The sequence below is a fragment of the Streptomyces anulatus genome (genome assembly GCF_000721175.1).
Lineage (GTDB): Bacteria > Actinomycetota > Actinomycetes > Streptomycetales > Streptomycetaceae > Streptomyces > Streptomyces anulatus_C.
The window spans coordinates 69,195-89,539 of the sequence record NZ_JOEZ01000027.1 but is presented as its reverse complement, the minus strand read 5'-3'; the positions used below and the strand labels follow the sequence as shown (position 1 = coordinate 89,539).

General features: G+C 69.4%; 11 protein-coding genes. 2 read left to right on the top strand and 9 right to left on the bottom strand.

The window, feature by feature from the left end:
* Nucleotides 1–5: 5 nt before the first annotated feature.
* From fabG to IG90_RS0128035, 6 genes are all read right to left on the bottom strand, one after another.
* A complete protein-coding gene (gene fabG / locus IG90_RS0128055; RefSeq protein WP_030590293.1) occupies nt 6–725 on the bottom strand; it encodes a 3-oxoacyl-[acyl-carrier-protein] reductase in 720 nt (239 codons plus the stop codon).
* A 171-nt stretch (nt 726–896) separates the two neighbouring features.
* Entirely contained in the window at nt 897–2,108 is a 1,212-nt protein-coding gene (locus tag IG90_RS0128050; RefSeq protein WP_030590290.1) for an McrC family protein, read from the bottom strand.
* The gene (locus IG90_RS0128045) at nt 2,105–4,294 is read right to left on the bottom strand and encodes an McrB family protein (protein WP_051860290.1); all 2,190 of its coding nucleotides are present in this window, start codon (nt 4,292–4,294) and stop codon (nt 2,105–2,107) included. The genes IG90_RS0128050 and IG90_RS0128045 overlap by 4 nt, the downstream gene beginning before the upstream one ends.
* Before the next feature lie 41 nt (nt 4,295–4,335).
* On the bottom strand, nt 4,336–5,232 hold the full coding sequence (locus tag IG90_RS0128040; protein WP_030590284.1) for a helix-turn-helix transcriptional regulator: 897 nt from the start codon (nt 5,230–5,232) through the stop codon (nt 4,336–4,338).
* A gap of 97 nt (nt 5,233–5,329) precedes the next feature.
* Entirely contained in the window at nt 5,330–5,605 is a 276-nt protein-coding gene (locus IG90_RS42540; protein ID WP_078585443.1) for a hypothetical protein, read from the bottom strand.
* Between the two features lie 128 nt (nt 5,606–5,733).
* The gene (locus IG90_RS0128035) at nt 5,734–6,195 is read right to left on the bottom strand and encodes an ATP-binding protein (RefSeq protein ID WP_030590281.1); all 462 of its coding nucleotides are present in this window, start codon (nt 6,193–6,195) and stop codon (nt 5,734–5,736) included.
* A 170-nt stretch (nt 6,196–6,365) separates the two neighbouring features.
* On the opposite strand from IG90_RS0128035, the gene IG90_RS0128030 reads away from it, so the two are divergent.
* Both IG90_RS0128030 and IG90_RS0128025 read left to right on the top strand, forming a co-directional pair.
* Nucleotides 6,366–7,235 carry a helix-turn-helix domain-containing protein gene (locus tag IG90_RS0128030; protein ID WP_030590278.1) on the top strand — a complete coding sequence of 290 codons (870 nt, stop codon included), beginning with the start codon at nt 6,366–6,368 and terminating at the stop codon, nt 7,233–7,235.
* Complete coding sequence (locus IG90_RS0128025) at nt 7,232–7,453, top strand: DUF397 domain-containing protein (protein ID WP_030590276.1); 222 nt, start codon at nt 7,232–7,234, stop codon at nt 7,451–7,453. The genes IG90_RS0128030 and IG90_RS0128025 overlap by 4 nt, the downstream gene beginning before the upstream one ends.
* Before the next feature lie 79 nt (nt 7,454–7,532).
* Here the strand turns inward: IG90_RS0128025 and IG90_RS0128020 are convergent, their stop codons facing one another.
* The 3 genes from IG90_RS0128020 to IG90_RS0128010 are packed head-to-tail and all read right to left on the bottom strand — an operon-like array spanning nt 7,533 to nt 20,226.
* Entirely contained in the window at nt 7,533–11,990 is a 4,458-nt protein-coding gene (locus IG90_RS0128020; protein WP_063739505.1) for an Eco57I restriction-modification methylase domain-containing protein, read from the bottom strand.
* Nucleotides 11,987–14,965 (bottom strand): helicase-related protein, encoded by a 2,979-nt coding sequence (locus tag IG90_RS0128015; RefSeq protein WP_030590270.1) that lies wholly within the window; start codon nt 14,963–14,965, stop codon nt 11,987–11,989. Before IG90_RS0128015 ends, IG90_RS0128020 begins: the two co-directional genes overlap by 4 nt.
* Nucleotides 14,962–20,226: a DEAD/DEAH box helicase gene (locus tag IG90_RS0128010; protein WP_030590267.1), complete on the bottom strand. Its 5,265-nt coding sequence runs from the start codon at nt 20,224–20,226 to the stop codon at nt 14,962–14,964. Before IG90_RS0128010 ends, IG90_RS0128015 begins: the two co-directional genes overlap by 4 nt.
* Nucleotides 20,227–20,345: the final 119 nt, after the last annotated feature.

The following is a 20,345-nucleotide window of genomic DNA, read 5'->3' as shown; positions in this document are numbered from 1 at the left end:
GGTGATCAGTGACCCATGCCCAATCCGCCGTCAACGGGAATGACGGCTCCAGTGATGTACGACGCGTCGTCGGAGGCGAGGAAGCGCACCGCGGCGGCGATCTCCTCGGGCCGCGCGTAGCGGCCGAGCGGCACCTGGGACACGATGCCCTCGCGCTGCTCCTCGGTGAGCGCCTGGGTCATGTCGGTGTCGACAAAACCGGGGGCGACGACGTTGAAGGTGATGTTCCGCGAGCCGAGTTCACGGGCCAGCGACCGGGCGAAGCCGACGAGCCCGGCCTTGGAGGCGGCGTAGTTGGCCTGGCCGGCCGAGCCGAGGAGGCCGACGACGGAGGAGATGAGGACGACGCGGCCCTTCTTGGCGCGCAGCATGGCGCGGTTGGCGCGCTTGACGACCCGGAAGGTGCCGGTGAGGTTGGTGTCGACGACGGAGGTGAAGTCCTCCTCGGACATCCGCATCAGCAACTGGTCCTTGGTGATACCGGCGTTGGCGACCAGCACCTCCACGGGACCGTGCTTCTCCTCGATCTCCTTGTAGGCCTGCTCCACCTGCTCGACGTCCGTGATGTCGCAGCGGACCGCGAGGACACCGGCCTCGGTGAGCACCTGGGGCGGCTCTCCGGAACGGTAGGTGATCGCGACCTGGTCGCCGTTGTCGGCGAAGGCGCGGGCGATGGCGAGGCCGATGCCCCGGTTTCCTCCGGTGACGAGAACCGAGCGGCTCAACGGATCACCCTTTCCTTGGCGGTGTGGTACGTCGAAAACCTATCGGTACCGTGCGGCGATCGAGGAATCGGGCCCTGACAGTGGCTCGTCCGGGGCGCTGTCGGGTTCCTACAGTCCGGCCCGTGGGTGGTCGCGACAGCCCCTCCGGCTGAAGACGGTGCTTTCAGGGCCTTACGGGCGCACCCGCGCAAGCGTCTCCGCGAGCGCGTCAATGCGACGTCCCAGTTCCCCGTGTGCCAGGCTCAGGTCCAGGACATGCCTGTGCAGCCTGATCTCCTTGCCTGGTACCGGTACGCGTACGACGCCGGGCCGGCCCCCCGCGTACACGAGGTGGCCGTCGTCGAGTCCGAGCCGTACGCAGTAGGCGAGCATCTGGTAGAGATCCTCGCGGCGGAAGTCACGCTTGTACTTGGCATCCACCACGATCGCGGGCACGGGTACCCCCGAGCTGCCGGGCAGGTAGTGCACCAGGTCGGGTTTCAGGACGTGGCGTCTTCCGACGGCGAGGTAGTGATTGCGGTCCGCGGGCTCCGCCCGGCCGCCCACGGCCCTCACCAGCGCCTCACCGAGCGCGCGGCCGAGGAAGTCCTCGTAGACCTGCCACATCCGGAACACCAGGCCGTCGACGGAGACGGTACGCCCGTCCTCGAACTCGTAGGAAGCGCCGTCCAGGATCAGTGCTGCCAGCGCGAGCACCGGCTGGTAGCGCTGGTTGAGGCGGCTGGGCTGCCAGCCTGGAGCGGGCGCCCCGGGGACGGGCGGGTTCACTCCGACCAGTTGTGCGGCGAAACCCTGCAGTTCGGCGCGCAGGCGTGGTTCCAGTCCGGGGACTCGCAGCAGCCTGCGGACGGCACCGAGCAGCAGCCTGTTCTCCGGGATGTCGATGGTGTGCTCGTCGTACGTCACTTCCAGTGGCACCGGGAGTCCTGGGCGTCTGCTCAGCTGGTCGGAGGTCCGTAGCCTGCCGCGTAGTACCGGCAGGGTGTCCTCGGTCTCGCGATAGCCGAACAGCGGCCCCGCCCGCAGAGCCCACCGTGCGGCACGGTTGAACGCGTGCGCGACGGCGGGCAGCAGGTCGGGGCGGGCCGCCGCGTCCACGTTCCGGCCCTGCCACTGAAGCCGGTCGGGCGCGTAACCGAGGAGGTACATCAGGCGGTCGACCGGAATCTTGGGCGCGATGGACAGCCGGACCCTGCCCGGTCCACGCCCGAGTCGGACGGAGCCCACCCTGTCCCTGGCTCGCAGGCGGTAGACGCCCGCACGGCCTGTGGCCCGTATGTCGATGAGTTCGGACCGGTCCAGCTCACCCACCTGCTCAGGGGTCAGCGGCCATGGTGACCACGACGCCCCTTCACGGAGCCGTACGTGCTCCTCCTGGGTCATGCGCCGTCGTCGGGCCGAAGCCCGAGGTGTTCCCTGATGCCGGCCAGGCCGTATGTCTCCTCGATGTCGGTCCCGTCTCCCCAGTGGTATTCCGTGAGCAGCGGTATGACCTGGCTGCGCCAGATGAGGTCCAGAGCGCGCGGGCTGCTGTGGGCCATGGACTGCATGAGATACGAGTGCCCGACGCGGAAGTCCCGGTCGTTGGCCGGGCCTTCGGCGATACGGCGGTTGAGTTCGTCGAGAAGCAGCGCGGCGTCCTGCGGGTGCTGGTTCTCGGTGAGCCAGCGGCTGAGGAGTCCGGTGAGCGGCGGAGCGTCCGGGTGCAGCTCCATGAAGGAGAAACGGCGGCGCATCGCCGCGTCCATCAGCGCCACGGTCCGGTCGACCGTGTTCATGGTGCCGATGATGTAGAGGTTGGGCGGAAGCCGGAAGCCGCGGCCCTCGTCGGAGCCGTAGAGGAGGTGCACGAACTCCTTGCGGTACTCCAGCAGGAAGTACATCTCGCCGAAGACCTTGGCGAGATTGCCGCGGTTGATCTCGTCGATGACCAGGACGAAGACCTCGGCGGGGCGTTCCTCGGCCGAGGTCGCGAGCCTGCGCAGCGGCCCCTGGACGAGGTCGAAGACCAGGCCCGTCGAGGTGTCCGCGTCCCGCTCCCGCTTCTGGGCAGGACTGTCAGGCGACAATTTCTTCGGCAGCCTGGGGCGGAAGCCCTCGAAGAAGTCCTCGTAGGTGTAGGCGGGGTGGAACTGCACCAGCCGTACGTTGTTGAGGCTGCCACCGGTCAGGTGGCGGGCGAGCGCGAGGGCGGTGTAGGTCTTTCCCGTACCGGGAGGGCCATGGAAGATCAGCTGCGGTTTGCCCCGGAGCAGGTCGACGCTCTCCTGCAGCCACGAGGCGTCGGAGAGGAAGAGGCCGTCGGCCAGTTCCTCGGTGGCGTCGGGGAGCACCGCCGTGATGTCCGGCGGGGGTGCGGCACGTTCCGGTTCGGGCCCGACGAGCGGCTCGAGGCGGGAGGCGAATTCGCTGATGTCGACGATCCGCGCATCGGCGTCGGCGACTCGCCCGGTCAGCTCTGCGGGCAGGTCGGCCACGAAGTCGAGCGGTGCGTCGAGGTTCTGCCAGGCGACAGGCCGGGTGAAGTACGCCGCGTCCTGGAGTGGATCCGTGTAGACCGCGGGACCGCGCACCACGCCCAGATAGGCCTTGGGGCCGTCGGTGCACACCACGATGTCCCCTTCCTGTATCCGGGAGAGGAAGGTGTGGAGCTCTTCCGCGCGGCGGTCGCGCTGAACGGAGGTCGCACCGGAGTCGGCGTCGTCGACGGCCTTGCGGACCCGCTGCGGGCCGGTGCCCTGGGAGAGGGCCGGCAGCCGGTGAGCGGGAAGGGTCACCATGCCCTCGTCGCGCCAGAGGGTGCGGATCAGGCTGGCACCACCGGTGTCCGTGCCCCTGATGACCCACACCCGGCGGGGCCGCTGCGGGATGCCGTCCTGTCCGGGCTCCTCCCCCAGCACGAGTGCGGCGAGCGCGTCCGCGGTGAGACGCTTGGCGGGCAGGGCCCGTACGGTGTCGAAGCTGGAGGCCGCTTCGTCGTAGAGCTCGTCCCGCTCCAGCAGGGCGCGCCAGGCATCGGTCTCGGTGGGCAGCAGGGTCAGACCGTACCCTGCCTCGCCCTCGGCGGAGAGTGCGAGGTGCCAGCCCTCGGTGCGGGTTCCCTGCAGGCAGGCGGCCAGGGCCTCGGGGTCGATCTCGTACTCGGCCGCCAGGTCCTCGACGGCCACCCACTGCTCGTCAGGCAGTTCGGAGAGCAGCTTGGCGGCGGTGTCGAAGGATGCGCGCCGGGTCCGCCAGTAGGTGTACCGGGTGGTGGCCTCGGAGAAGAACGTCACCGGGTCCGGGTACGTACGGAGCGCCTCGAAGCCCAGCCCCGTCAGCCGCCAGGTGCGGTTCGCCCGGGTCAGCCAGCCTGCCTTGGTCGGCGCCGTGGCGATGTAGCTGAGGTTGCGGTCGATGTCCGTCTTCACCGTCGTGCCGAGAGCGGCCCAGTCCTGCGCCAGCGCCGGGTCCGCCTGATGGATCCGTGGCCGGAGCTCGCGGAACGGCAGGCCGTCCTGGAGGTGATCGACGAGGACGGTCGCGGCCTGATGCACGGCACGGGCGCTGATCTCGAAGGCGGTGGGCACGGCTTCCTTTCCTGGGGCCCTCAGGGGCTTGCGGCGGCGGTTCAGCCTGCGAGGGCGAGGGGGGTGGTCGGCTGTACGGTGCCGTTCGCGACGACCAGGAGCAGATCACCGACCGTGGCGTTGTCGCCAAGGCCCAGCTCCGATACGGGTCGCGCTCCCGGGACGTCTCGCGCGGCGACCGGCATGAGACGCAGTTCGTTCTTCTCCCCCTGGAAGGCCAGCATCACCCAGGTCTCGTCCCGGCGGATCCGTTCGACGACGGCGCTCAGGCGGTCCGACAGTACGGCGCAGACCACGGTGAGCCGCTGCCGCTCGGCCCGGGGGAACGCGGAGATCATGTCGAGCAGCCCGGGGGCGGAGAGCGTGCCTTCCAGCAGCCGCGCCACCCCCGCACGGCCCTCGGAGCGGTAGTCCTCCACGCAGTGCACGAACCGCACGATCGGCAGGCCGTCGGCCAGCGCCTGCTGCCAGCGGGGCAGCATGAAGTCGATGTGCAGGGCGTCCTCACGGATCGCTCCCGCACCGCCGACCTGCTCCCCGATGCCCGCCAGCCACGCGTTGACCTCCGCCCAGCGCCAGACGAGGGAGCGTCCCGCCGTGCCTTCGGGGTCCGGGAACGCGCCGACGTCCGTGCGCCGCTCGCCGTTCACCCATTGCAGGACGTTCTGCCTGCTGCGGCCTGTCCGCTCGGCGATGTCGGACACGCCGACCAGATCAGGGTCCAGCCGTAGCAGCTTCAGCTGCGGCAGCTCCTTCCGGAGCCGGACGACCAGGCGGTGAGCAGCGTCGATGGCGCCGTCCCCGGACTCGGCAAGGTCGAGCAGATGCTTGTCCCGATGGCGGGTGAGCAGTCCGTCGAACTCGTCGAAGATGACGCCGACCGCCAGGTCGTCGTCGACCGTGATGCCATCTACGACAAACAGAAACTCATACTCCATTTCGCCCTCATCCCCAGTTCGAGCGTGTTCCCGCCGGCCTCCGCGCCAGGGTGCGCCACCCCCCGCAAGGGCACACTTACCCAGCCTCCACCTGTTGTCAAACGACAACACCCCCACTGAGGGCACGGCGCGGGTCGCCCTCGGGGAGCGGGCAGAGATTCGCACGCTGCCCGATACGCCGGGCCGCGCGCCCCGGGTCCTTCGCCGTACCCGGCACCGGGATGGTGGAGCAGCCTCCTCCGGCACAGGGGCAGTACAGCCGCCCCCAGTGCCCTTCCTTGCGCAGCGTCCAGCCGGCGGCCACGAGCCGCTTGAGAACTGCGCGGACTTCCTTGTCCTGGTGATCCGCCGGTGACATGTCACGCCCGACCATCCACCATCTCCCCAACCCTCGGCGCCGTTCTCCACGTTGACGTCAACTCGGCGTGATCGGGAGACTACCCCGCGGGACTGACAGGCGGTCAAATCGCACAGCCTTACGCCAATTGACAGCACCTGCGGTCAGTTCGAGTCACCGGGGAGCAGGCAGCGGATCTGCTTGCCGACCGGCGTCGGAGTGACGTCCCAGCCGGGTGCGAGCAGGTCCATGAGGGGCAGTCCGCGCCCGGACTCGGCGGTGGCATCGTCGAGGTGCACTCCCGTGCGTCGCGGGAAGCGGCGTCGGTCCGGGTCATGGAGCCGGACCCAGACCCCGTCGGGCGTGGACTCGACCTCGGCGACCAGCGGCACGTAGTCGCCGCAGGCGTGGACCGCGTTGCCGTACAGCTCGGAGAGGACAAGTTGGGCCGAGTCGACGAGGTCGGGGGTGACGCCGGCATTGAGGAGCGTCGCCTCGGTGAGGCCGCGCACGGCGCGGAGATTGCGGGGGGAGGCGGACATATGGAGGGAGAAGCCGGTGGGGGTGGGGGTGAGGTAGTGGCCGAGGGCGGCTGCTGGGGCGACCTTGAGAACGGAGTAAGACATCTGACCTCCTTGCGACTTGACCGCCCTCGATGGACTGACGTCTCACGGAGCGGCTACTTGCCTCCAGAGTGCCGACCCAGCATCTCAGTCCGCAAGCTTGTCACCCAGATTGCAAAACCGACTCTTTGTTCCCGTCGACTCGACCATGGTGCTGGTGCCATGCTCTCGATATGCCAAATGTTCGCCCCGTCCCAACAGTCCGTCGGCGTCGACTCGGTGAAGCTCTGCGGCGATACCGCAACGGTGCTGGAATGAGCCTCGACACAGCCGCTGCGACAATGGGGTGGATCGGCCCAAAGTTGTCCCGCATCGAGACGGCCAACGGTCACATCCGCCCCGCCGAGGTAGCTGCGCTGCTGAAGTCGTACGGCGTGGTCGACCCGGAGGTCGTCTCGGCTCTCGAAGGACTGGCCAAGGACGCCCGCAAGCAGGGTTGGTGGCAGACCTACAGCGGTGTCGTCGCCCCGGCCTACGCGGACTACATCTCTCTCGAGTCCGATGCTGCCACTGTCCACGAGTTCGCGCCTCTGCTGATCCCAGGGCTGTTGCAGACGGCTTCATACGCACGGGAAACCATTGCTGCCAACGCAACCACACGTACGGCTGAAGAGGTTGCGGCGCTTGCCGAGGTGCGGCAGGCCCGGCAGGCAGTACTCACCCGCCCTCAAGGCGCTCTGAAGTTCTGGGCGGTCATTCATGAAGCCGTTCTGCACCAGCGCTTCGCGGTGCGGCCTGACACGATGCGCGAGCAGCTGCGTCGGCTGCTCGACGTCACGGACCTCCCCAACGTCACTTTGCAGATCCTGCCGTTGGACGTGACCCCGCATCCCGGAGGCGCCGGAGCGTTCAGCCTTGTCAGGTTCCCCGGCCCTATGCCGGACGTCGTACTGCTGGAGAATCTGATCGGAGCCGCTTACGTTGAAGGGGTCGACGACGTACGTACGTTCGCTGACGCCTTCGAGCGGATCGTCGCAGCGGCCCTGCCGACGGATGATTCGCTGGCTCTGATCGCTCGGATGGAAGAGAGATGCCGCAAGTGAACGACCGTAGGGCGGGCCTGTACGCCTTCGACCTCTCCGCAGTCACCTGGCGCAAGGCAACAGCAAGCGCCGGCGAGAACAACTGCGTCGAGATCGCTGATCTCCCTGACGGGGGACGGGCCGTCCGCGACTCGAAGAACCCTGAGCGCGCAGCGTTGCGCTTCACGGCGTCCGAGTGGGCCGCGTTCCGGGCGGGCGTGCTCGCCGACGAGTTCTGACAGGTGCGGTACACGCGAACGGCCGCCCGACCGGCGTATCCGGGTGGGCGGCCGTCGCCGTGCGCGGGAACGGGTGTGGCTACTCCTCGCGCCCGAAGATGTCGAGCTGTATGTCGACTCCCTCTACTTCGTCCAGGCCGAACAGGGCTCCGCCCACGTGGCCGTCGGTGACCGGCTTGCTGCTCTTCCTCGCAGGCGCGGGCCGGACCGGAGGGGTGGGCGGGGCAACGCGGGTCAGCGGGCTGGTGCCGGGCTCGTGTCGGCGGCCCTGCCCCGGGGGCGGGGTGAGAGGCGTGACGTACGGGCCGGTTGCCATGGTCTCGTAGATGCGGATGATCTCGTCCTTGGTGCGCTGGAAGAGCTCCGGCTTCTTGTTGCGGAAGGCGCGGAAGCTGTCCAGGACGAGATCCAGATCCTTGCGCTCGATGCCGTAGAGGTGGAAGTACGCGGCGTCCAGTTCGGCACGCATGAGGAAGCGGCGGTCTTCGTCCCAGACGAAGGGGGCGCCTTCGTCGCCGAGGTGTTCGGCCCAGGGGCCCATCTCGTATGAGGTGTAGGTCAGCTCAAGGACACGGGTGCGGATCCAGGGCTCAAGCGAGTGGTCTCCCAGCCAGGTGACGGGCTTGGCGTACTCGCCAGGGGCGAGCACTGGCAGCTGTTCCAAGTACGTGTACGTGAGGTGTGCACCCTGGATCTTCTGCCGGGCAGCGAAGTCCAGCACGAAAGACGACAAGTTCGCGAGGAAGGCACCAAGGCATGCGGCCAGGTCTGTGGGCATGAACAGCGGCTCCGTGTGCCCCACCGCAGTACGTGGCAGAACGGACGCGATGACCGTCCGCTCGTCCGAAGCGCGGCAGACGTCACGCCAGCCGAGCAACCAGTCGTGCGGCCATTCCTTCCTCTGGTTCGCCACATCCTCGGCGAGCCGTGCATCGACCTCGGCCTCGTGCACCCAGTGTCGGGGCAGCGGGAGAGCGGTCGGATCCTGATGAGCCTCAGTGTCCAGCCGGGGCAGTGTGCCCTTGTTGATCTGGGCCTGGGTGGCGTTCGCGTAAGTGGCGAAGCGTGCGTCGTAGTGGTGGGCGAACTTGCCCTCGTACAGCGGGAGGTACCGCTCGGAGTCTTTGGTAAAGACCGTCCCGTCGCCAACCCAGCCATCGCGCATCAGTGCGTCGGCAGAGCGGAAAGACTTCGAGTTCGTGGCCATGTCCAGCATTCGGAGAAACGGGCCCAGCCTCCAGGGGTCGGTCTCACCGTGGCCCCTGCCCAGAAGAAGCGGTACGCGCTCGTGGATTCCTTGGAGCACCCGCAGATGCTCCGGGCTCTCGCACACCGGAGCCGTCCGGCTGTTCGGGTTGATCCGGCGGAACCCCTCCGCATCCAGTGTGAACTCCCGCGCATCCAGCTGATCCGGCCGACGTGCCCGGAACGCAAGTCGGACGTGCTCGAACACACGAGCCGGGCCACCGAAGGTGAACAGACAGAACGCAACACGGTTGGTCACGTCGGCGAACAGCTTCTCCTCGTTCTCCAGGTCCAGCACCGTGTGCAACTGCCGCCGCTCCACCAGGTCCGAGAAGAACCCCGACGTCGTCTTGTCCGTCGCGATGCCGGTCGGCAGGACCAGTCCCGCCATCCCCTCCGGACCCACCAGCATCCGGGACTTCTCCGCGAACACCGCGTAGGTGTTGACGTCGCCCTTGCCCGTCAGCGGGAAGATCCCCGAGTCCCTGAGCATGTTCGTCGTGCCCTTGGACTCGCGCTGGGCGATCAGGTACTCCCGGTGCAGCTTCCGGTCACCCTCGATCGCGTCGCCGTGCTCGTCCACCGACGTGAGCAGGGCGCCGATGCGGCGCTCGCGCTCGCTCGCCGTCTCAGCGTCCGCGACGTACGGGTTCTGTGCGGCGAACCACTCCTTCTTCTGGATCTTCACCCGCTCCCACGGCGGGTTTCCCAGCACCGCGTCGAAGCCGCCCTGCCAACCGGTCTCCGCGTTCGCGTCCGGCGCGTCCGTGTCCTCGACGCGGAACACGCGGGGGAACTCCAGGTGCCAGTGGAAGAAGCGGTTACGGGCCACCACCGCGCGCAGCTCCCGCTCCCCCGCCTGTTCCCGCCACTCGCGGTCCTCGTCCGACTCCGGCACGGGATCCTCGCCCATCGGAGGGAGGGGCCGGGCGATGCCCTCCAGCTTCTTGCCCTCCTCCAGCCGCTTCAGCGTCGAGGTGGTGATCGGGGCCGGCGCGTCCTTACGCTTGGGCCAGATGAACGCCGCGCACCACGCGTCGGCCACCTTCTTGAGGCGCTCCAGCTCCGGGTTGGCCTCGAACTCCCGGTGCCGCTTGGCCAGCTCGCGAATCGCGGCTAGTCCACGCCGGACGGGCCTCGCCGCCGCTTCCTCCGCCGCGACACGCACTTTCGCCGTACTCGTGCGGACCGCCGGCTCGCCCAGCTGGCTCTGGATCCAGACCTCGATGCCCTTGCGTTCCTTGCGGTTGCGGTCACGGGCATCGGCCACCGCCTTCGCCTCGTCGCCCTCCAGCTTCTTGAAGGCCTCCTCGCGGATGCCTTCCTCCAGCAGCCGGGGGGTCGTCCCCAGCAACGCGTTGCCGACCTTGATCCGGTCGTCCAGGAAGGCCAGCGGCTCGCCCGGGTTCAGGGATTCCAGCCAGAGGGACACCTTCGCGATCTCGGCGGCCAGCGGGTTGATGTCGACGCCGTGGACGCAGGACCGTACGACCTTGCCCATCGCCTCGCGCACCTTCTCCGGTGCGGGCTCGCGTTCGCCGTCGTACATCTGGCAGTAGCGCAGCGCGATCCGCCGGGCCGCTGCCACCAGCATGTGGCCGGAGCCACAGCTCGGATCCACGAAGCGGATCTTGAGCAGGTCGTCGGGGTTCCCGGACGCCGCGTGCCGTGTGATGGCCGGGTCCAGGGCGTTGTCGAGGAGTTTCTCGATGAGCACGGACGGCGTGTAGTAAGAGCCGGTGGTCTTGCGCTTGTTACCGGCCACCAGGTCCTGGAGCCAGAACTCGTGCTTCGTCACGTCGTGGCGCGGGATGAGCTCCAGCAGGGACTCGTAGACGCTGCCGAGCTCGTCCGCCCCCAGGTGCCGGTAGTCGACCCGGCTGGGACGGCCCTGCTTGTCCCGTACGCGGGAGAGGAGCTTGACCGCGTCGAGCAGGTTCTCGTTGGGGAGCTTCGCCGCGCGCAGGGGTTCGGGGCTGCCGGGGAGCAGGGCGTCGTGGGCCGTGTCCTGGTCGGCGCGGAAGTACAGGCCGCCGAGTTCGGGCAGCGCGAGAGCCGGCAGGCCCCCGTCCTGGCCGAGGGCGTCGAGGACGATCCGCAGCCCCTGCCACAGGTCACCGTTCTGGTCGCCCTTGCGGCGCAGGGCGATGCGGCGGAGCCGGGCCGTGGAGAAGTAACGGGCGTAGTGAACGCGTGCCCGCTCCAGCGTCTCACTCGCCTTACGGGAGGTCTTGGGCTCGGGGCGCAGCAGCAGGGCGTCGCGGTCCTCGGCGACGAACAGGAAGATCAGCTGGTAGGCGAGACGGAGGAGTTCGTGATGGAAGTCGTCCAGCGCGGCCTTGCCGCCCCGGGTGAGCGCCTCACCGAGCTCCGGGTTGGCTCCGAGGAAGCCGGAGCCCAGAATGCTGAGGGCCTGCTTGACCTGGTTGCGCAGACGGTCGCGGGCACGGATGCCGGTCTCGATGGCGTGGACGCGCCACCACTCGATGCGGCAGTCGGCGGGGGTGAGGGCAGCGGCATCGTCGAGGAGGACCTCGTCGGGATCGGCGTCGGTATCGTCGGCGTCCTCCTCGCTGTCCACGGCCGCTGCCGCGCCACGCCGCTTCTTCTCCGGCTTCGCGACGAGTTCGAAGCGGGACGAGTGGAGCATCGCGTAGAGCAGGAGGAAGTCGGCGAACTGGTCACCGCCGAAGATCGCTTCGAGGTTGAACTCGACGTATGCGGAGCCGACGAGCGCGGTGGAGTCGCGCAGGACACGCAGGACCCGGCCGTTGGAGAGCAGCGCCCACAGGTGCTCGTCGGAGACGTTGAGGAGTTCCTGGACCATCGACTGCGGGGCACGGCCGTGGCCGATACCGCGGTCGAGGTCGGTGTTCCAGCCCAGGAGGTGGACGGGCAGGTGCTGCTGCCACTGGTGACTCACCCGGTACGGGTCGGTGCGCCCCGGCACGGGGATGCCCGGCTTCGGGACGGCGGTGCGGCCCTGGTAGCCGAGCTCGTCGAGGAGCACGCCGAGCCATTCCCGGTAGGTGACCTTGACCGGGTCGGTCTGCTCGCCGAGTTCTTCGAGCTGCTCCTGGAAGTTCGCGTAGGTGGCCTTGAGGTACTCCCATTTGCGGCTCGCCGCGTCCTCGACGCGTACGCCACGGGGCAGACCGTAGTCGGCGGGGGCGGCGCCGGGCAGTTCCCGGTCGGCGAAGCGGACCTTGTTGATGAGGTCGGCGGAGAGCAGTGTCCCCTCCACGCGGACGGCTGTGCTCGCCGGGAGGTGGTCGGGGGCGAGAGTGGTCACCTGGATCCTCCGGGACGCTTGACGTACACGTACACACCGAGCAGGTCGGGCTCGCCCGCGGGCACGGCGGTGATGTTGCGGACCGCTGCCGCGCCGCGCGCCCGGCCCCGCTCGCCGGCCGCTTCACGTACGCGCTGGTGGGCTGCTTCCAGGCGGCGGGCTACCTGCTCGCCGTGGGTCCTCAGGTGGTCGCGCACCTCGTCCAGTTCCTCCAGGGCGCGGTCGATCTGCTGTGCCCGCATCGACAGGTTGGTGTTGCGGTCCGGGGACGCGAGGAGCAGCTCGGCGGTCTTCTCGTCGCTGAGCCAGACGCGCCCGCCCTCGGGGTCGTTGCGCCAGGCCAGCAGCTGGGCGTCCTCGGCCACCAGCTCGTCCGGCTTCTCGCCGGCAGGGGCGGCGCGGCGGTGCGGGAGGGTCAGCCGGAACCGGTAGCGGACCAGGAGCAGCACCGTGCGGTGGTCGACGTCGGGAGTGCGGATGACTCCGAGCCTGCGGGCCGGGCGGTCGTTGTCGCTCAGCTTCTCGTCGAGGGCGGAGTCGAGGACGTAACGGGCGACGGCCCGGACGGCGGGGTCCGTGCGGAACAGGGCGTGCTCCCCGGCGGGGACCGGGAGGTCCTGGTGGAAGACCAGGTTCTCCGGTGCCGGTTTGCGGGCCTTGCCCTTGGGGGTGCGGGCCGGGGCCTGGGCCGCGCCGGGGCCGAGGGCCTGGTCGGAGTCCTCGTAGATGCCCAGGGAGTGCCGCAGGCCGCGGGGCAGTGCGCCGGTCGGGGCGGTGAAGCCGGTGGAGCGGGTGTCGGGGCGTACCGCTGAGCCGAGTGCCTTCAGGGACTCCCGGGTGAAGGCGGCGATGTCGGCCGGATCGCCGAAATCCTGGCGCAGGGCGTCCAGTTCCGCCTTGACCTCGTCGGGGCGCAGGCCGCTGTGGGCGAACTTGGTCAGGACCTTGGACTCCCGGTCGGCCGCACTCTCCCACTCGGCCTCCAGCTGCCGGCGGGCGTGGCCGAAGAGTTCGTTCGTGTCGAAGTCCAGCGTGAGCTGGCCGTCGCTCGCGCCCTCGCGGCCCCTGAGCAGGAGAGCCTTGGAAAGCGCCTGCAACACGCCTGCGCCACCGTCCGGGACAGGGACGATGACGCCCACCTGTTCGGCGATCTCCCGGTGCTTGCGGATGAGCACGTCAAGGACGAGGCCGTCGATGCCGGTGTCGGTGTCGTACAGGGTGAGCGCCCGGACGTTCTCCCGGGACTGACCGAAGCGGTCGACACGGCCCTCACGCTGTTCGTGGCGGGTCGGGTTCCAGGACAGGTCGTAGTGGACGACGGCACCGAAGTACTCCTGGAGGTTGACGCCTTCGGAGAGACAGTCGGTGGCCACGAGGACGTGCCGGCCACGCTTGGAGGTGAGCTCACCGATGCGGGCCTGGCGGGCGTCGGGGTGCAGCTTGCCGGTGACGGAGTCGACGTGGGCACTGCGGCCCAGCGCTTCGGCCAGGTGCTCGGCGACGTACTCGGCGGTGGGGATGTAGCGGCAGAAGACGATCGGGTCGTAGCCGTCGACGAGAAGGCCCTTCACCGCGTCGACGAGGAAGGCCAGCTTGGTGTCGTGTTCCGGACCGGCGAGCAGGGCGGCGCGCTCGGCGAACTCGCTCAGCTTGCGGCTGCCCGCACGGGAGCCGGCTTCGTCGTCGTCATCGAGTACGGAGCCGGGGACCGCGTCGAGGCCTTCGTTCGCCTCGTCGTCGGTGAGTTCGAGGACGGCCCTGCGCCCGATGTTCTCGGCCTCCTCGGGGGTGCGGGCAGCCCCTACGGCCGCCCGCACCTTGAGCGTCTCGGCCGCCGCGGCGGGTGAGGAGAGCACACAGCGCAACAGGGCGAGGACGGACCACCAGGTGAGGCGCTGGCGGAGGGCCCCGTCGGGGCGGCGGACCTGCTCGCGGGCGAAGGCGAGGACATCGGTCACGAACCGGGCGTATTCCGTACCGAGTTGGTACGGGGCCGGGCGCAGCTTGCGGTCGCGCGGGAAGGGGGTGTCCTCGTCGAGGTAGCGCCGGATGTCACGCCGACGGCGCTGCACGAAGTGGCGGGCGAGCCGGTCGCGGTGGGCGGGCACTGTCGGGTCGAGTGCCTGGAGGCCGGGGTCGAGGAGGCTGGTGAGCTTGGCGAAGGCCTGGGCGTCGCCACTGTGCGGGGTGGCGGTGACGAGGACCAGGTGGCGGGTCTTCTTCTCGGCGAGGGTGCGCAGCAGCTCGTAGCGCTGCTGGTGTCCCGTTCCCGCCCCGACGCAGGTGTGGGCCTCGTCCACGATCAGCAGGTCCGGGCAGGTGCGGCGGAAGGCTTCACGGCGGTCGGGCTGCTTGATGAAGTCGGTGGAGACGATCGTGCACGGGTACCGCTCGAAGAGCGTCTGGCCCGCTTCCACGCCCTTCTGCAGCCGGGCTGCGGTGGAGGGCAGCACCAGCTCCGCCTCCATGCCGAACTTCTCCCGGAGCTCGGACTGCCACTGTTCGGCCAGGGCGGGCGAGCACAGCACGGCCATGCCCGTCGTCGAGCCCTGCTCGATAAGCTCCTTGGCGATGAGGGCGGCCTCGATGGTCTTGCCGATGCCGACGTCGTCGCCGATGAGGAGCCGTACGGTGTCCATCCGCAGGGCCATCATCAGCGGAACCAGCTGGTACTGGCGCGGCTGGACAGCGATGGAGGCGAGGCTGCGGAAGGGGCCGGCACCGTGCGTCGCGGCGATTCGCAGGGCCGTGCGCAGAAGCCCGGCCGAGGCGAAGTCGCCGATCTCGCCGTCCACCGCGCGCGGCGGGCCGAAGCCGGGCTCCTTGATCTCGTGCGGGAAGAGCGCCGTGATGAACTCGCGGTCTCCGTCCAGGGGCTGGGCGATCACCAGGCCGTCGGAGGCGCCGGGCAGGACCACCCAGTCCCGTCCACGGGCCGAGACCAGGTCGCCGGGGGCATGGGGGACAGTCGTCATCGGATGCTCCGTCCGGGACCGAATACATCCGGGTGCGCGTGCACGGTGTCTTCCCACTCCTTGGGGTCGGCGCCGGCCCGGATCACGAGCCAGCCGTCGTCGATCAGCCGGTACTCGGCAGACTTGTCCAGATGGCGTCCGGCTGCCGCGCCGAGATAGACCGCGACGTCGGCGCCGGGCAGACGGTAGACGACATCGGGGTGGACGGCGGCACCGGTCTGCTCCGGGTGCGTCTCGTCGGGCAGCCGGTGGCCCTGCTCGCCGAGCCATTCCACGAACTCGGCCACCGGTCCCTCAGCGGTGTGGGTGGCCGTGGCCAGCACCTGTGCGCGCTGCGCCGAGGGAGTGGCCTGCCGCTCGCCGCTGGTGGTCGCAGCGGCGAGCCGGAGCAGCAGGGGCACTGCGGTGTGCCGGTCGATGCGGGTGTGGAAACGCTGGTTGCTGTACGAGAGCAGGCAGTCGTAGCAGCCGAGTTCGCAACGCTCGGGTGCGCCCTCGGCCCGGTCCAGGTCGCGGCCGGTGTCCGGGTCGGCGTGGATGATCTTCAGCGCGGCCCGGGCGACCTCGGCGAGGGCGCCCGGGTCGTCGTGGAGCAGCCGCAGGACGCCCGCGCCGCCCTCCGCGCCTTCGACGAAGAGCATGCGGCCGCGCCCTTCTTCGTCGGGCAGGTCCTGGCTGTCGAGCTCGGAGTCCTCCAGCTGGTACCGGGCCTCGATGCCGCGCTCGATGGCGTATCTGAGCGTGACGGCTACGGTTTCATCGGCGACGGGCTCGGCGAGCCGCAACACGGCGATGTTCTTGCGGTCCTCCACGTACGGGATGACCTGGACTGCACGGTCCGCGGAGGAGAACGCCCCCAGGGCCTCGTCCTCGGCCGACGCCTCCTGCGACGCCTCCGCCTTCTTGGCACTCAGCCAACGGCCCTGGGCCGGATCGAGCCAGAATCCGCGGTCGCCAGGGTGCTTGCGCTTGCGACGGCCGATGTTGAAGACACGGACGCGCGCCGTGTCGCCGTAGCTCACCCCCAGGACCGGGCCGTGCCGGTCGGCGGCCACGGCGTCCAGCCGTCCGGCGACCTGGGAGAACTGATAGCCGGTCAGCAGCTCGAAGCCTGACTTGAGGCGCTCCTCCTCGTCGGAGGAGATACGTCGCACCGGTGAGGCCTGCACGGTGCTCAGCGCCATCGTCCGGCTCAGCGTGAGAGTGAGGGGGACGTGGCAGTCGTCGCACCGGTCGGCGCCCTCGGAGCGGTCGTACCAGGTGCCGCAACTGCCGCAGATCCGTACGTCGCTGGTGGCCACCTGGCCGGGTACGGCACCGGTGGGGACCTGGACACGGTCGACGGCGTACCGCTGGCCCTCGTGGTAGATGAGCGCACCGGGACCGAACTCGGAGATGGCGATGAAGCGGGGGCGCTGGATGTACGCCCCGTTCTTCTGGCCGTACCGGCTCTCGCCCCGCTGACCAGGGATGTAGGCGGCCAGCGGCAGTCGCGGGAAGGAGTATCCGGGGAGAAAGCCCTCCGAAGCGAAGTAGCGGTAGGTGTAGAAGTCGCTGAAGGACTCCTCGCTGTCCTCGTTGCGCAGCAGCTTCAGCCGGCTCTCGGCCTCGGCACGGCGGGCCTGGGCGCGGCGCCGGGACTTCGGGTCGACGGAGAGGTCACCGGCGATGCGGTGCTGCTCCTCGCGTTCGGCCAGGGCGGAGCGGTAGAGGCGACGCCAGCGCTCGCAGTCGTCGTCGAAACGCCTCAGAGCCGAGCGCACGACGTCTTCGATCCAGCCGTCGTACCACCAGCCGGCACGCTCCTCGAGGTCGGCCATCAGGGGGCGCAGAACCTCCGCCGCCCTGGTGACGGCGCGCCGACGGGCCGTCTCACTGTCGAGCTGGGTGCGCATGGCGTCGGTGAGCCGCAGAGGTGCCGGGCCGCCTGCGGGATCGAGGGCCTCGGCGTCCACGACATCGGTCATGCGGGACGCCAGCGAGGCACCGGTCTCAGCGAGCCAGATCGCGTGGACATGCGAGCGCAGGAGCTCCTCGTTGGCGAGGTCGAGACGCGGCGGTGTGACACTGCCCGCCACCATCAGCTCGGGGCGGCGGAAGTAGTACTGGTCGTGGGCGCTGCCCGTCGAGCAGTACGTGGTGACCAGGGCAGGCTGACCGGAGCGGCCGGCCCGGCCCGAGCGCTGGGCGTAGTTGGCGGGGGTGGGTGGCGCGTTGCGCATGGCCACCGCGTTCAGGGTGGCGATGTCCACACCGAGCTCCATGGTCGGTGAGCAGTAGAGGAGGCTCAGGTCCCCGTCCCGGAATGCCTCTTCCCGCTTCTCTCGCAGGTCCGAGGGGACCTGAGCGGTGTGTTCACGGGCTTCCAGGCCGACCAGTTCGGCCGCGGTGTCCCGGTAGAGGTTGCGGAAGTACGTGTTGACACGGGGCTCCGCGCCCGAGTCGCTCACTTTGCGCAGCGGGTCCGGTTCGGGGGTGATGCCGTCGCCGGGAAGCCAGCGCAGCGCGGCGGACCTGACCTGATACCCGCGCGACCTGTCGCGCTCCTCCCGGACGACAGCGACCAAGCCGTGGGTTTCCAGCACCTCCAGTAGGCTGCGGATCACCGCACCGGCATCCGCGACCGACATGCGAGTGCCCGCAAGTCCCTTGATCCCGGCGAACTGGCCAGGCCGGCGCAGGAAACGCCCGTATGCCCCCAGGCCGCTGAGGTAAATAGCCTCTCCGGAGGGCGCGCCCTTGGGGCCGCTGCCGGGGAAGGCGACCCGGGAGGGAACGCGTGGCTCCTTGGACGGCAGTGCCCACACACCGAGGAGGTGCCCCTCGGACTGGCGCAGCAGCTGATCGAAGCCTTCCTGCGTGAGCAGTGGATCATCCACGGCGAGCGACCGGCGGAGTTCGTCCAGCAGAACGCGCGCGAGGTGGCCGCGATGCTCGGGCGAATCAGCTGCCAGGGCGGGATGCGCGCCCTGCCAGCATTCCTCGTCGGCCGCGATCTCCGTCAAGTCGGTGTAGTCGAAGCGCAGCAGCCCGGTCTGGGTCAGGTTGGGCATGGTGATGCGCCAGCCGCGCTCCAGGTCGGCATTGGCGCGGTAGGCGAGGACCGTGCGCAGTGCGGACCGCGCGTACTCCCGCTGGCTGTACTTCGCGCCCGGGTGACGGGCGAAGGCATCCATGGGAAGGGCGAGCGCTTCCTCGATGGCCTTGGGCAGCACATCGTGGCGGAGACCTTCCGGTCCTGCGGCCGCCAGGGCGCGGTAGAGGGCGCCACGGATCTGGGTGACCTGGGCGAAGTCGTTGAAGTGTCCCGCCTGAAGGCTGGCATCCTGCCGGTTGTCGACAAAAGTGAGGAGCTTGCGGGCCCGCTCGTCGATGTCCTGTTGACCGCGCAGCGACCGCACCACGCTGGCGCTGATCAGGGAAACCGCCGAGCTCCGGCCTTCGGCCGCGAACGTGGCCAGCTTGACGAAGTCACGGGCGCGCAGCTGCTCATGGCTGACCCGGCAGCGCAGGCAGAAACGGAAGGGGGCCCCGATCCACCAGGCGCGCATTCCGGCTTCTCCAGCAGGGTCGAGCGTGCCGTCAGGCGCGACGCGGACCTCTCGCGGCGTGTCGCCGGAGCGGGCCTGCACGACCGTACGGGAGCCGTCGTCCGAGGTCTCGACCCAGCTGTCGGGCAGCCGGGACAGCCGTTGCGCGGCGTCGTCGGGCCAGGGTCGGTCCTGGCTGACGTAGAGATAGCCGTCGCCGTCCTCGGCCGGGGCCTCCGGGTCGCGGCGTGCGGTGAGACGTGGACCGCCGGCGGTTTCCTCACGGGTCACCACCAGGTATTCGTGCCCGCAGTCGCGGCAGAACGCCAGGGGAATCAGCGGCTTGTCCCGGTGCTCGGGCACGCTGACCTGGTACTGGCTGGTCAGGTGGCGCTGCCCGGACGGCTCGAAACTCGTGTAGACGGTGTCGCCCTTCGACAGGAACTGATGCAGCCGAAAGGCGAACAACGGACGGCGGTGGCGTGGGTGCCGTGCTTCTGCGCCGGCTCGGAGCATGGCCTCGATGGCGTCGCGGCACACCTGCTCCGGCTCCCCGCTCGCCTTCGCCAGCTCGAAGCCGGCTGCCGGCACCGTCACAGGTGTCCTGCGTACCAGCCCTCCCCCGGCCCGCCCGTCCTCCTCCAGGCCGAACGAGTCCTCCACCCACACGGCGAGCGGGTCGGTCCGCAGAACCAGGTAGTCACGGGACAGCGCCTCGGGCTCCTCGGCAGCCCGGCGAACCGCTGCGCCCAGTGCCGTACGGCGCACGTCGGCCGGAGCCCTCTGCGATGGCCCCGGGTCCGTGGCCCGTTCGAGCGTCTCCCCGATCACCCGCTCCGGACGGCCGGTGGTCCCGAAGAGGCTGGTGGCGACGTCCGCGACCTTCGACCGGGCTTCAGCGAGCGTGGCGGCACTGGCCATCGTGGCGGACGTGCCGATGCACTGCAGCTTCGGGGCGGCGCAGGCATCCCGCAACCTGCGTACCAGCAGCGCGACGTCCGCACCCTGTCTGCCGCGATAGGTGTGCAGCTCGTCGAGGGCGAGGAAACGCAGGCCCTGGGCAGCGCCGATCAGCTCTTCGCGCTCCCGGGGGCGGGTCAGCAGGTACTCCAGCATGACGTAGTTCGTGAGCAGGATGTCCGGCTTGGTCCGCAGGACCGCGGTCTTCTTCTCCAGAGACTCCTGCCCGGTGTAGCGGTCGAAGGTCACCTTCCGGTCCGCTTCCGGGATGCCCCACTGCAGGTAGCGTGCCAGCTCGTGCTGCTGGCTGTTGGCGAGCGCGTTCATGGGATAGACGACGATGGCGGAGATGCCGTCGGGGTTGGGACGCCGGAGCACCTCGTTCACGACAGGGACGATGTAGGCGAGACTTTTTCCCGAGCCCGTTCCCGTTGTCAGGACATATGAATCGCCGGAAGCGGCGGCCTCGATGGCCTCTCGCTGGTGGCGATGGAGAGTGAGCGTCCGGGAGCCGGGGTCGTTCTCGTGCTCCTTCGATCGAAAGTAGTTGCGGCAGTCAGGGTGCAGAATGCCTTCGCTCACCAGTTCGGCGACCGTGCCCCCGCTGCGGAAATTCGGGTTGAGCGAGATGCGGGGATCCGGCCAGCGCGCCTTGCGCTCCCGCTCCTCGTCGAGATGCCGCTGGATTTCGCGGTCCCTTACACCGACCAATGAACTGGTGAAGGCGTCGTAGTCACTGATCAGCCTCTGGTGAACCCCGAAAACATCCATGCCGCGTCCGCTCCCCGCTGTACTACGTCGGCCCTGCCTGTACCGCTGCCGGCCCCCAGCCACCCGTGGCAATCAGCCTACTGCCGCTCGGGCATGCCCAAGGTCCGCAAACCGGTAGC